The sequence below is a fragment of the Streptomyces sp. NPDC005151 genome, assembly GCF_053599875.1.
On sequence record NZ_JBSFYR010000049.1, the window covers coordinates 19,998 to 33,265 of the forward strand.

Below are 13,268 nucleotides of genomic sequence, written 5' to 3' on the forward strand. Positions count from 1 at the left end.
CTTCCCGACCCGGCCCGGCATCGCCCCCTTTGCTGCAGAGGACCTGCCCATGCCTTTCCGCCGGATCGCCGCCCTGGCCGCGGTGCCCGTGACCGTACTGCTGCTGGCCTCCTGTGGCAGCAGCAAGGTGCACGGCACCATAACCGAGAAGGAATACAAGCCGGCCCGCACCACGTGGACGACCGAGCCGGTCACGAAGAGGGAGTGCACCACGTCCCGGAGCAACGGCAAGACCAAGAAGTCGTGCCGCACGGTGCGGACCGGTACCCACCGTGTCTCGCACCGGCATCCGGCGTGCTGGCAGATCGAGCTGGACGACGACGCACACGAGCTGTGCATATCCAAGAGCCGGTGGAACAAGGTGCGCGTCGGCGACCGGTGGTGACCCGCTGAGACCGGTGCCGGGGCGCCGGCTCGGTCCGGCTCAGCACTCCTGGCCCAGGAAGCCCCTGAGGCCGTCCAGCAGCTGGGCGACGTCATCCTCGCTCGCATACGGGGCCAGGCCGATCCACAGCCACCTGCTTCGGACGAGCCGGATGGTCCGGAGGTGATCGGCGCCTACTCCCTCGGGCTCCCAGGCCGCTTTGAATGGGCCGACCGCGCTTTCATTACATTGCGCTTTTTATTCATTACGCGTGGCGAAGCGAAATAGAGGGCTCTTTGGTTGGCGCAGGCAATACACCCATGTCCGTTTTGGGGTACTTTGACGCTTCTGTCGCGTGACATGGGCGATATGACGCGCGTCACCATGATGCGACTTAGTAGGGCAAAGAGGCGGTCCCGCGGCCCATTTACGGCCATTTCGGACACCGTTGCCCGTTCCATGTACGTATCTAGATAGTAATGAGGGTCATTGACCGAAACTTAAACCCCGTTTAAGAATTCTTGGCATCCCCACGGAAGAGGTAATTTCCGATGAAAATCTCCGCGATGTCCAAGAAGTTCGCTCACATGACCCAGACCAAGAAGATCTCGCTGGGCATGGCCGCCGCCGGCGCCGCAGTCGTCGCCGGTTCTCTCGTCGGCGCTCCGGCCGCCTCTGCCGCTGCCCCTGCCGCCGCCCCTGCCCAGTCCGGCGGCAGTGTCAGCACCTGGATCAACCAGTCACTGGAGATCATGCGGGCGCAGGGCATCCCGGGCTCCTACCACGGGATCCACCGCAACCTGATGCGCGAGTCGAGCGGCAACCCGAACGCCATCAACAACTGGGACTCGAATGCCGCCAAGGGCATCCCGTCCAAGGGTCTGCTCCAGGTCATAGACCCGACCTTCAAGGCGTACCACGTCCCCGGCACCTCGTGGAACATCTACGACCCGGTCGCCAACATCACCGCCGCCTGCAACTACGCGGCCCACCGCTACGGCTCGATCGACAACGTCAACTCGGCCTACTGATCAGCTTGCGATGAAGCCGGTCTCGACGGCCACCGAGTCGGCCCGGTCCGGGCCGACCTGCTGCAAAAGGCGTACGGGATGGGCCCGGTAAAGCGAAATGGGGTCCGGTCATAAGACCGGACCCCTCTCGCTTTTCCCCTCCGTCGGAGCTTCCCGATCCCCCCGGATCCCTCCCCCGGAAGCTTCCGACGCAAGGTACGACCCGTCAGGGGGCAGAAGGGTTGCATCCCTTTGCGATGTCTTTGCCCAGCCGATTCGAACCCGCTCTCAGCAGGCGTGCTCGGCGTACCGCGCCGCAACCTCCGCGAGGACTTCGGCGCCGTCGCGCGCCCACAGGTCCTCGTTGAAGATCTCCACCTCGATCGGTCCGTCGAAGCCGGTGGCCTCGACCATTCCGCGGAATGCGCGGAAGTCGACGCTCCCGTCGCCGAGTTGCCCCCGCCCGACGAGTACGCCCGCCGGGAGCGGGGTGATCCAGTCCGCCAGCTGGAACGAGTGGATACGGCCGCCCTCCCCGGCCCTCGCGATCTGTGCGGCCGCCTGGTCGTCCCACCAGATGTGGTACGTGTCGACGACCACGCCGACCTGCTCCGCCGGGAATCGCTCCGCGATGTCCAGGGCCTGGGACAGGGTGGAGACGACGCAGCGGTCCGAGGCGAACATCGGGTGCAGCGGTTCGATCGCCAGGCGTACGCCGCGTTCCTGCGCGTACGGTCCCAGCTCGGCGAGCGCTTCCGCGATGCGTTCGCGGGCGCCGTGGAGATCGCGGCTGCCGGGCGGGAGGCCGCCGGAGACCAGGACCAGGGTGCCGGTGGACAGGGCCGCCGCCTCGTCGATCGCGGCGCGGTTGTCGTCCAGGGCACGCGCCCGTTCGGCCGGGTCGAGCGCGGTGAAGAAGCCGCCCCGGCAGAGGCTGGTGACGGTCAGGCCCGCGTCCTTCAGGAGCTGCGCGGTGCGCTCGATTCCGTACTCCTGGACAGGTGACCGCCACAGGCCGACCTTGTCGATGCCCGCCTTGACGCAGCCCTCGGTGAGCTCGGGCAGCGACCACTGCTTGATGGTCTCCTGGTTGATGCTGAGGCGCGACAGGTCCGTCACCGGGCACCTCCGTGGACCGTGAGCAGGGCGCGCATCCGGGATTCGGCCAGCTCCGGGTCGGGGAACAGGCCCAGCCGGTCGGCGAGTTCGTACGCCTTCGCCAGGTGGGGCAGTGAGCGGGCGGACTGGAGGCCGCCGACCATCGTGAAGTGGTCCTGGTGGCCGGCCAGCCACGCGAGGAGGACCACGCCCGTCTTGTAGAAGCGGGTGGGAGCCTGGAAGAGGTGCCGGGACAGCTCGACCGTGGGGTCGAGGAGTTCGCGGAAGCCCTTCACGTCCCCGGTGTCCAGGACGCGTACGGCGTGGGCGGCCAGCGGGCCGAGCGGGTCGAAGATGCCGAGCAGGGCGTGGCTGAAGCCCCGGTCGTCGCCCGCGATCAGCTCGGGGTAGTTGAAGTCGTCGCCGGTGTAGCAGCGGACCTCGCCGGGAAGGCGGCGGCGTACGTCGATCTCGCGCTCGGCGTCGAGGAGCGAGATCTTGATGCCGTCGACCTTGTCGGGGTGTTCGGCGATGACCTTCAGGAAGGTGTCGGTGGCGGCGTCGAGGTCCGACGAGCCCCAGTAGCCCTCCAGCGCGGGGTCGAACATCGGGCCGAGCCAGTGCAGGACGACCGGCTCCGAGGCCTGGCGCAGCAGGTGTGCGTACGTCTCCCGGTAGTCCTCGGGGCCGTTCGCCGCGGCGGCGAGCGCACGGGACGCCATCAGGACGGCCTGGGCACCACTCTCCTCGACGAGGGTGAGCTGCTCCTCGTACGCGGCCTTCACCTCGGCGAGCGTGGCGGGCCCTGCGGGGAGCTGGTCGGTGCCGACGCCGCACGCGAGGCGGCCGCCGACCGCCTTCGCCTCGGCGGCGGAGCGGCAGATGAGCTCGGCGGCGCCGGACCAGTCCAGGCCCATGCCGCGCTGAGCGGTGTCCATGGCTTCGGCGACGCCGAGGCCGTGCGACCACAGGTGGCGGCGGAAGGCGAGGGTGGCGTCCCAGTCGACGGCCGCGGGGTCGTCGGGGCTGATGTCGGCGTACGGGTCGGCAACGACATGGGCGGCGGAGAAGACCGTGCGGGAGGCGAGCGGAGCCCCGGCCGGTGCGAGGTCGAGCGGGGTGGTGCGGGGTTCGTACGGGCCCTGCGGGAGATGGATCGTCACAGCGTCAGCTCCGGTACGTCCAGGCGTCGGCCCTCGGCGGAGGACTTGAGCCCGAGCTCGGCGAGCTGGACACCGCGGGCGCCGGCCATCAGGTCCCAGGTGTACGGCTCGTCGAGCACGACGTGGCGCAGGAAGAGCTCCCACTGGGCCTTGAAGCCGTTGTCGAAGACGGCGTTGTCGGGGACTTCCTGCCACTGGTCGCGGAACGACTCGGTGACCGGGAGGTCGGGGTTCCAGACCGGCTTGGGGGTGGCCGAGCGGTGCTGGACGCGGCAGTTGCGCAGCCCGGCAACGGCGGAGCCGTGCGTTCCGTCGACCTGGAACTCGACGAGTTCGTCGCGGTTGACGCGGACGGTCCAGGAGGAGTTGATCTGGGCGACGGCGCCACCGGCCAGCTGGAAGATGCCGTAGGCGGCGTCGTCGGCGGTGGCGGCGTACGGCTTGCCCTGCTCGTCCCAGCGCCGCGGGATGTGCGTCCGGACGTGCGCCTGAACGGTCTCGACCTGGCCGAACAGCTCGTGGAGCACATACTCCCAGTGCGGGAACATGTCGACGACGATGCCGCCGCCGTCCTCGGCACGGTAGTTCCAGGAGGGGCGCTGGGCCTCCTGCCAGTCGCCTTCGAAGACCCAGTAGCCGAACTCGCCGCGCACGGAAAGGATCTCGCCGAAGAAACCGCCGTCGATGAGGCGCTTCAGCTTCAGCAGGCCCGGCAGGAAGATCTTGTCCTGGACGACGCCGTGCTTGATCCCGGCGTCCTCGGCGAGGCGGGCCAGCTCCAGGGCGCCCTCGACGTCCGTCGCGGTGGGCTTCTCGGTGTAGATGTGCTTGCCCGCGGCGATCGCCTTCTTGACCGCTTCCACGCGGGCCGAGGTGACCTGGGCGTCGAAGTAGATGTCGATGCGCTCGTCCGCGAGGACCGCGTCGAGGTCGGTCGACCACTCGGTCAGACCGTGCCGGCCGGCGAGTTCCTCCAGCGCGTGGGCGCGGCGGCCGACGAGGACGGGTTCGGGCCACAGCACCTCGCCGTCGCCGAGGTCGAGGCCGCCCTGCTCGCGGATCGCGAGGATCGAGCGCACCAGGTGCTGCCGGTATCCCATGCGACCCGTGACGCCGTTCATGGCGATGCGCACTGTCCTGCGTGTCACGAAATTCCCCCCATACAGCCGTAGCAAGCGCTTTCTATGCGGTATGACGCTAGCCTGCCGACAGCGGCCCGGACAAGAGGGCTCCGTCCAAAACCCTCGGAGGAAGCGATGACAGTCACCCTCGCGGACGTGGCGGCTCGCGCCCGGGTGTCGCCCGCCACCGTGTCGCGTGTGCTCAACGGCAACTACCCGGTGGCGGCGTCCACCCGGGAGCGGGTGCTGCGCGCGGTGGACGACCTGGACTACGTACTCAACGGACCGGCCAGCTCGCTCGCCGCCGCCACGTCCGACCTGGTCGGCATCCTGGTCAACGACATCGCCGACCCGTTCTTCGGGATCATGGCCGGGGCGGCGCAGAGCGAGATCGGCGGGCCGGGCGACGGCTCCGGGCGGGCCGGCGGCGAGAAGCTCGCCGTTGTCTGCAACACCGGCGGCTCCCCCGCACGCGAACTCACCTACCTCACCCTGCTCCAGCGCCAGCGCGCCGCGGCCGTCGTTCTCACCGGCGGCGCGGTGGAGGACCCGGCGCACCAGGCGGCGATGGCGGCGAAGCTGGCGAAACTCGCGGACGCCGGGACCAGGGTGGTGCTGTGCGGGCGACCCCCGCTGCCCGAGGGCGAAGCGGTCGTGGCGGCGCTCGCCTTCGACAACCGGGGCGGCGGCCGGCGCCTCACCGAGCATCTGCTGACGCTCGGCCACCGGCGGATCGGCTATGTCGCGGGCCCGGTGGAGCGGACGACGACGCGCCACCGGCTGGAAGGGCACCGCGACGCGATGGCGGCGGCGGGCCTGTACGGGGACGACACGACCCCGGAAGGACGCCTGGCACATGCCCGGGACGAGGACCGTCTCACCGTGCACGGCCCGTACGACCGCCGGTCAGGTTACGACGCGACGCTCGAACTCCTGCGCCGCGAACCGGAGATGACGGCGATCGTCGCCGCCAACGACACCGTGGCCCTGGGCGCGAGCGCGGCGATCCGGGACCGCGGTCTGCGTATCCCCGAGGACATCTCCGTGGCCGGTTTCGACGACCTGCCGTTCTCGGTGGACGCGGTCCCGGCCCTGACGACCGTACGGCTGCCGCTGTTCGATGCGGGGGCGCGGGCCGGCCGGCTGGCGATGGGCAGGGAGACACCGCCACCCGGAGGCATCGCGACGATCGCGGCGGAGCTGATGGTGCGGGGGTCGACGGCGCCGCCGCGGAAGTGACGCGGCCGGGTTCCGCGCCCCGGTCCGGGGTACGCGTACCGCGCGCCATGGGCCGATGATGTGCGGGCCGCTGTCCGGTCCGTACGGCGCAGGGGCAGGTACCGACGGAAGGAACACACGTGAAGCTCGCCTTCTCGACCCTCGGAGTACCGGGGATGCCGATCGCCGACGTCATCCGGCTCGCCGTCGACCACGGCTACCAGGGGGTGGAGCTGCGCGCCCACCCCGAGGAGCCGGTGCACCCGGGGCTCTCCTCGGCCGAACGTGCCGACGTGGCCGAGGAGTTCAAGAAGGGCGGCGTCGAGATCCTGACCGTCGCCGGGTACGTCCGGGTCGCCGCCGAGGGGGACGACCAGCCGGTGCTGGACGAGCTCGCCGGGCTGGTGGAGCTGGCGCGGGATCTGGGCGCCGCCCACGTCCGGGTCTTCCCCGGTGGCGGTGGGCTGGACCCGGAGGTGGCCGATGCGAACGCCGCCCGCCGGCTGGGCGCCGCCGCCCCCTACGCCGCCGGCCTGGGCGTACGGATCCTGCTGGAGACCCATGACTCGCACCGGGCCGGTGCCGATGTGGCCCGGATCGCCGGGACGGTCGGACACCGGCAGGTCGGTGCGCTGTGGGACATCATGCACACCTGGCTGGCGGGCGAGGAGCCGGTCGCGAGCCATGCGGTGCTCGCCCCGCACCTGGGATACGTCCAGGTGAAGGACGTCGCGTCGGCGGACGATGTCACTCCGCTGCCCCTCGGCGCCGGGGTGCTGCCGCTGGGTGCCTGCCTGGACATGCTGGACGCGGACAGCTGGGTCTGCTGGGAGTACGAGAAGCGCTGGCACCCGGGCGCGGCCGAGCTGCCGGGACTGCTGAGCGCGGGGCGCGAGCACCTGCTCCGCCTGGGCGCGCCCAAGCAGTAGGGGCCGGCCCGGGTTCAGGCGCGCGCGGGCTGCCGTTCCGGCGTCTCCGCCGCCGCGGCCCGCGGCCGTCGCGTCCCCGCCAGCGATGTCAGCGCCACCCCGCCCACCAGCAGCGCCGCGGCGCACCACCGCAGCGGGCTCACCGACTCGCCGAGGAACAGCGCGGCCGAGGACATCCCGAAGACCGGGACGAGCAGGGTGAACGGGGCCACGGACGACGCCGGGTGGTGGCGCAGCAGGAAACCCCACGCCCCGAAGCCGAAGACCGTGGTGATCCAGGCGACGTAGACGATGATGCCGACGCCGCTCCAGTCCAGTGCGGCCAGCGCGTCGGCGTCGCGGTCCCAGCCCTCGAAGAGGAGGGAGAGACCGAGCAGCGGCAGGACGGGCACGGTCGAGACCCACGCCATGAAGTTGAGGGAGTCCGGCGGGGCGGCCTTGCGGGTCAGGACGTTCGACACGCCCCAGCAGGCCGCCGCCACGATCACCAGCACGAAGGCGAGCACGGGGCCGCTCGCGCCCTCGTCCACCGCCGCGACCCCGATACCGACCAGCGCGATCCCCATCCCCAACACTCGTACTCCGCCCGGCCGTTCGCCGAGCGCCACGGCCGCGAAGAGGGCCGTGAAGACCGCCTGGACCTGAAGCACCAGGGAGGAGAGCCCGGCGGGCATCCCCCGGTCCATGCCGATGAAGAGCAGCCCGAACTTCGCCACTCCGAGGACGAGTCCGACGCCCACGATCCACTTCCACGCGACCTTGGGCCGCCCGACGAAGAAGACCGCGGGCAGCGCCGCGACCAGGAAACGGAGGGCGGAGAAGAGCAGCGGCGGGAAGTGCCCGAGGCCGACCTCGATGACGACGAAATTGACACCCCAGACGGCAGCCACCAGGGCGGCCAGGGCGATGTGGAGGGGACGCATGGAGCGAGGATCGCCCACCGGGACCATGTAGCACCAGCGCGGATTTCTTCATGATGAAATTGAGCGTTGCTAATGAATCAGAAAGGTCCGGGAGGTTCCGGTGCTCGATCTTTCCCGGCTGCGCGCACTGCACGCCATCTCCGTCCACGGGTCCGTGGCGGGCGCCGCCGCCGCGCTCGGCTACACCCCGTCGGCGGTCTCCCAGCAGATCACGAAGCTGGAGCGGGAGACCCGCACGACGCTGCTGGAGCGGCGCGGGCGCGGTGTCGCGCTCACCGAGGAGGCACTCCATCTCGCCGCCACCGCCCAGCAGTTGCTGGCGATCGTGGAGCGCGCCGAGACGACGCTGGAGGAGCGCCGGGGGCTGCCGACGGGGCGGCTGTCGATCGGCGCCTTCGCGTCCGCGGCGCGCGGTCTGCTGCCCGGCGTGCTGGCCGAGCTGGACCGGGAGCACCCCGCCCTGGACGTGCGGCTGACCGAGGTCGACCCTCATCTGTCGGTCGATCTGGTGGCCAAGGGCGTGATCGATCTCGCCGTCGCGCACGACTGGGACATCGCACCGTTGCCCGCCCCCGAGGGCATCGCGCAGGCGGTGATCGGTGACGACCGGTGCGATCTGCTGGTGCCCCAGGGGCATCGCCTCGCCGGGCGGGACGCGGTGCGGCGCGAGGAGCTGGCGAAGGAGCGGTGGATCTGCCAGCCGCCGGGGACGGTCTGTCACGACTGGCTCGTACGGACGCTGCGGGCGGCGGGCTACGAGCCGGACATCCGGCACCAGGCGGAGGAGAACCACACCCAACTGGCGCTGCTCGCCGCCGGTCTCGGGGTCGCGATGATCCCGCGGCTGGGGCGGGGACCGCTGCCGGCGGGAGTGGTGGCGGTGCCGCTGGACCCCGTACCGGTGCGGCGGCTGTACGCGTTGTGGCGCACGGAGGCGGCCCGGCGGCCCGCGATCACGGTGGCGGTGGGGGCGCTTCTGGCGCGGGGGGCTGTGGTGGGGCTGACGTAGGGGGTGGTGGGTTGCGCGGCCTGCGGCCGCGCTTTGTCCTCAATCTCCCCCATAGTCTTAAGGGCATGGGAGGGACGCCCTCGACGGGACTGATGGTTGCCGAGCCGATTATCGGACCACCCCCTTGACTGGAAGTTACTTTCTAGATATTCGTGCCCTTTGGAAGTTACTTTCACCGCCCCCCTCTCCCCTGAGTACGGCCGAAGGAGCTCACGTGCACCACCGCACCTCCAGACGCACCCTCCTCACCGCCACCGCCGTGACCGCCGCAGCGGTTGCGACCGGTGCGGTCTCCGCCCCCGGGGCATTCGCCGCCTCCGCAGCCTCCTCCGCCTCCACCACCGAGCGCCTCAAGCAGCTCATCTCCCGGATGAGCCTGGAGGAGAAGGTCGGCCAGCTCTTCGTGATGCGGGTGTACGGGCACTCCGCCACCGAGCCCGACCAGGCCGACATCAACGCGAACATGGCCGAGATCGGGGTCCGTACCGCCGCCGAGATGATCGCCAAGTACCACGTCGGCGGCATCATCTACTTCGCCTGGGCGCACAACACCCGCGACCCGCACCAGATCGCCGACCTCTCCAACGGCATCCAGCGCGCCGGTCTCGCCGGTCCCACGCCTCTGCCGCTCCTGATCTCCACCGACCAGGAACACGGCATCGTCTGCCGCGTCGGCGAGCCCGCCACGCTGATGCCGGGTGCGATGGCGCTCGGTGCGGGCGGTTCGCGTTCCGACGCACGCCGGGCCGGGCAGATCGCGGGCGCCGAGCTCGCCGCGATCGGCATCAACCAGAACTACGCCCCGGACTCCGACGTCAACGTCAACCCGGCCAACCCGGTGATCGGCGTACGGTCCTTCGGCGCCGATCCGCAGGCCGTGGCCGGGATGGTCGCCGCACAGGTGAAGGGGTATCAGAGCGCCGGGATCGCCTCGACGGCCAAGCACTTCCCGGGCCACGGCGACACCAACACCGACAGCCACTCCGGTCTGCCCTACATCCACCACTCCCGCGACCAGTGGGACGAGCTGGACGCGCCGCCGTTCCGCGCCGCGATCGCCGCGGGCATCGACGCGATCATGACCGCGCACATCGTCGTCCCCGCGCTCGACGCCGCCGAGGACCCGGCGACCCTGTCCCGGCCGATCCTCACCGGCATCCTGCGCGAGGAGCTCGGTTACGACGGTGTCGTGGTCACCGACTCGCTCGGCATGGAGGGGGTGCGCACGAAGTACGGCGACGACCGCGTGCCCGTCCTCGCCCTGCAGGCGGGTGTGGACCAGCTGCTGAACCCGCCGAGCCTCGACGTCTCCTGGAACGCCGTTCTGGCGGCCGTGAAGAGCGGCGAGATCAGCGAGGCCAGGATCGAGGAATCGATCCTGCGCATCCTGCGGCTGAAGGCGAAGCTGGGGCTGTTCGACGACCCGTTCGTCAGCCACCAGGGCGTGGACCGTGCCGTCGGCACCCGGTCGCACCTCGCCGCCGCCGACCGGATCGCCGAGCACACCACCACGCTGCTGGCCAACACCGGTGCGGTGCTGCCGCTGTCCCGCCGCTCCCACAAGAACCTCCTCGTGGTCGGCGCCGATCCCGCCTCCCCGTCCGGCACCACCGGACCGCCGACCACCACCCTCGCCGGCGCCTTCACCGAACTGGGGTATGCGGCGACCGCGCTGTCCACCGGCACCGCGCCCACCCAGGCGAAGATCGCCGAGGCGGTGGCGGCCGCGCAGGGCAAGGACGCGGTGATCGTGGGGACGTACAACGTCTCGGCGACCAGCTCCCAGCGCACCCTGGTCAGCGCCCTCGTGGCGACCGGCGTCCCGGTGATCACGATCGCGATCCGGAACCCGTACGACATCGCCCGGCTGCCCGCCCACGCGGCGAGCCTGGCCGCATACTCCTGGACGGATGTCGAACTGCGCGCCGCGGCCCGGGTGATCGCGGGCCGCGCCGAACCGGAGGGCCGACTGCCGGTGCCGGTGCAGCGGGCGGACGATCCGACGCAGGTGCTGTACCCGGTCGGCTACGGCCTGACGTACTGACCTGACGGGCTACGCGCGCGTGCCGGGTCCGAACCGCATGGTTCGGACCCGGCACGCATCACACCGTGCCGGCCTTTTACGGCCGCAGCGCGGGGCCCTGCCTGCGCTCGCTCGTCACGTCCCGCTTGTCGAGCCGCGCATCGTACGGCGCGAGCGGCTTCGCCTTGGCCGGGTCCGACTGCACGGCGGCCGGGGCAACACCCGCCCAGCGCAGGATGTCGGCGGTCGCCTGCGCCTGCTCGTCGGCGGCGAGACCGGCCACCTTGGAACCGTGGTTGCCGCCGGCCACCGTGTAGACGTAGCTGTCATGGGCGCCCCTGCCAAGGCGGAAGGGCTCCGCACCCCACGGGTCGTTCTCCCCGTACACCCACATCATCCGGGTGGCGTTGTGCTTCACCCAGGTGTCGACGTCCCGCATCGCCGACGGCTGGAACGTCATCGGGATGGAGCTCGGCACGAAGTCGCGCGGGGGCTGGTACCCGTAGCGGCTGAGATTGCCGAGCCACGGCTGCTTGATGTCCGGCGAACCGAGCTGGGTGCCCGCCTGGTAGTAGTACGGCGTGTACGTGTTCAGGCCCTGGTCCGCGTAGGCGGAGAAGCCCGAGATGTTGTCGATCGAGTCCCAGATCGCCTGGTCGGGTGCAGTCTTGGCGTCGGCGGGGATGGTGTCGCAGTCGGCGAGCAGGCTGTACTGCCAGTACGCCCAGACGTAGTCCATGACAACGGCTTCGTACGCCTTGTCGAGCGATCCGACGGTGTTGAAGGTGTAGCCGTTCGTGTCGGCGTACTCCTTGTACTTCTTCTCCAGCGGCTCGCGGCGGATCAGCGCCTCGCGCTGCACACCCTCGAGCCGGTCGCGGCACTCCTTCGTGCCGACGTTCTCGAAGAACCGGTCGTACGCCGAATCCTCCTTGTTGACCACGTCGTTCGGCGCGACGTACGCGACGACGCCGTCCATGTCCTTCGGGTAGAAGCGCTCGAAGTACGTGGCGGTCATGCCGCCCTTGGAACCGCCGGTGCTCAGCCAGTTCTCGGAGTAGATCTGCTTCAGCGCGGTGAAGACGCGGTGCTGGTCGCTGGCTGCCTGCCAGATGTCGAGCTTCGACCAGTCGGCGGGGGCGGGGCGGGACGGGGTGAAGAAGCGGTACTCCAGCGAGACCTGGTTGCCGTCGATGATCCGGGTCGGCTCGGAGCGGCTGGGGTTCGTGGAGACGTTGTACCCGCTGGTGTAGAAGACCGTCGGGCGCGACGTGTCCTTGTGCAGCAGGGTGATGCGCTGCTGGAACGTGCCCTTGGACGGGTGCCGGTGGTCGATCGGCTGCGTGTAGTTGAGAACGAAGTAGCGGTAGCCCGCGTACGGCTTCTCCTCGATCAGACTCATCCCGGGTATCGCCAGGATGCGGTCCTTGATGTCCGCGGTCGCATCGGCGGACCGGTCGGACCCGGCGGACCGGATCGCGGTCGCGTCCGCGGCACTGGCCGCACCGACCGAGGCACCCGTCGCGCTCACCGTGCCTATGAGCACCGCGAGCGAAAGGAAACCTCTGAGCGCCTTGCGCATGCACCCTCCCGGGGGAATTCACCTGGATTCACAAGATTCATCGCGAATCTAGCGGTGTAACACCCGGCTGAACAGCCCCTCCTGCCACATCGTCAGAAATATCAGCAGAGTATCCAGCCCGTGGCGCCGGATTTTCCGGCGACCGAACCCGCGGCCCGGACACATCGGTGCAGTGCGTAAACGGTCACCCGGCCGGTCTGCTTGGTGAACCTGCCGCGGTCGGTGACGGGCCGGCCGCCGCGCGCCTGGATCATGACGGACATCTCGCGGCGCGGGCCCGACTTCTTCGCGACCGTGATCGCGCAGGCGTAGGAGCGGCTCCTGAAGACGCGCACCTCGCCCGTGGAGAACGTCACTGTCTTCGCGAGCCGTCCGCCGCAGGACGATGCGGCGTCGGCGCTGCCCGCCCCGGGACCGCCGAGCACCAGCCCGACGGCGGTCACCAGTGCCAGTACGAACACCTGGACCAGCACCCGTCGTCCGGTGCCGCCGTCTCCGGCGGTTTCCCCACTCCTGTTTCCCAGCAGTTCCCTCACCCCATCGAACACTCTCGCCCCTGCCCGGCTCATACGCGTACATGCGTACGACGCGAAGGGCCATCCGAAGGTTGCATGCGGCCCGCTCCACATCCCGCGCAACCGAACCTCCACACCATGGGTCCCATAGGGCAGAGTCATACGAAAGGTAGGAACTTTCGTGATTCAACTCCGCAATGCGTCCAGCCCGCGCGGCCGCCGCACCGCCGGCCGCACCCTTCTCGTGACCGCTCTCCTCGCCGCCGCCTCCGTGGTCCCGGCCGCCGCTGCCGCGCCGCAGGTGCGACGCGGA

At 70.2% G+C, this 13,268-nt stretch carries 12 protein-coding genes; 6 read left to right on the plus strand and 6 right to left on the minus strand.

The genetic code is table 11. The annotated features are described in order from the left end of the window. The first annotated feature begins 49 nt into the window (after positions 1-49). Complete coding sequence (locus tag ACWD6R_RS24305) at positions 50-385, plus strand: hypothetical protein (protein ID WP_451820623.1); 336 nt, start codon at positions 50-52, stop codon at positions 383-385. Between the two features lie 530 nt (positions 386-915). Further along, entirely contained in the window at positions 916-1,395 is a 480-nt protein-coding gene (locus ACWD6R_RS24310) for a transglycosylase SLT domain-containing protein (protein ID WP_451820624.1), read from the plus strand. 267 nt (positions 1,396-1,662) lie between these two features. On the opposite strand, the gene ACWD6R_RS24315 is transcribed toward ACWD6R_RS24310, so the two are convergent. The 3 genes from ACWD6R_RS24315 to ACWD6R_RS24325 are packed head-to-tail and all read right to left on the minus strand — an operon-like array spanning position 1,663 to position 4,783. Then, the gene (locus tag ACWD6R_RS24315; RefSeq protein WP_451820625.1) at positions 1,663-2,493 is read right to left on the minus strand and encodes a sugar phosphate isomerase/epimerase family protein; all 831 of its coding nucleotides are present in this window, start codon (positions 2,491-2,493) and stop codon (positions 1,663-1,665) included. Further along, positions 2,490-3,635, minus strand: coding sequence for a dihydrodipicolinate synthase family protein (locus ACWD6R_RS24320; RefSeq protein ID WP_451820626.1), 1,146 nt, complete (start codon positions 3,633-3,635; stop codon positions 2,490-2,492). Before ACWD6R_RS24320 ends, ACWD6R_RS24315 begins: the two co-directional genes overlap by 4 nt. Continuing rightward, positions 3,632-4,783, minus strand: coding sequence for a Gfo/Idh/MocA family protein (locus ACWD6R_RS24325; protein ID WP_451820627.1), 1,152 nt, complete (start codon positions 4,781-4,783; stop codon positions 3,632-3,634). The genes ACWD6R_RS24320 and ACWD6R_RS24325 overlap by 4 nt, the downstream gene beginning before the upstream one ends. Positions 4,784-4,891: 108 nt before the next feature. Between ACWD6R_RS24325 and ACWD6R_RS24330 the strand changes: the two genes are divergently transcribed. After that, the gene (locus tag ACWD6R_RS24330; protein ID WP_451820628.1) at positions 4,892-5,995 is read left to right on the plus strand and encodes a LacI family DNA-binding transcriptional regulator; all 1,104 of its coding nucleotides are present in this window, start codon (positions 4,892-4,894) and stop codon (positions 5,993-5,995) included. A gap of 119 nt (positions 5,996-6,114) precedes the next feature. Further along, the gene (locus ACWD6R_RS24335) at positions 6,115-6,903 is read left to right on the plus strand and encodes a sugar phosphate isomerase/epimerase family protein (RefSeq protein WP_451820629.1); all 789 of its coding nucleotides are present in this window, start codon (positions 6,115-6,117) and stop codon (positions 6,901-6,903) included. A gap of 14 nt (positions 6,904-6,917) precedes the next feature. On the opposite strand, the gene ACWD6R_RS24340 is transcribed toward ACWD6R_RS24335, so the two are convergent. Next, positions 6,918-7,826 (minus strand): EamA family transporter, encoded by a 909-nt coding sequence (locus tag ACWD6R_RS24340; RefSeq protein WP_451820630.1) that lies wholly within the window; start codon positions 7,824-7,826, stop codon positions 6,918-6,920. A 100-nt stretch (positions 7,827-7,926) separates the two neighbouring features. Between ACWD6R_RS24340 and ACWD6R_RS24345 the strand changes: the two genes are divergently transcribed. Continuing rightward, a complete protein-coding gene (locus ACWD6R_RS24345) occupies positions 7,927-8,835 on the plus strand; it encodes a LysR family transcriptional regulator (protein ID WP_451820631.1) in 909 nt (302 codons plus the stop codon). A 214-nt stretch (positions 8,836-9,049) separates the two neighbouring features. Next, positions 9,050-10,879, plus strand: a complete 1,830-nt coding sequence (locus tag ACWD6R_RS24350) for a glycoside hydrolase family 3 protein (RefSeq protein WP_406419621.1) — start codon at positions 9,050-9,052, stop codon at positions 10,877-10,879. Positions 10,880-10,955: 76 nt separating this feature from the next. Here ACWD6R_RS24350 and ACWD6R_RS24355 read toward each other — a convergent pair whose 3' ends face one another. Next, positions 10,956-12,440: a S28 family serine protease gene (locus ACWD6R_RS24355; protein ID WP_451820632.1), complete on the minus strand. Its 1,485-nt coding sequence runs from the start codon at positions 12,438-12,440 to the stop codon at positions 10,956-10,958. A 101-nt stretch (positions 12,441-12,541) separates the two neighbouring features. Then, positions 12,542-12,988: a hypothetical protein gene (locus tag ACWD6R_RS24360; RefSeq protein ID WP_451820633.1), complete on the minus strand. Its 447-nt coding sequence runs from the start codon at positions 12,986-12,988 to the stop codon at positions 12,542-12,544. Between the last annotated feature and the right edge of the window lie 280 nt (positions 12,989-13,268).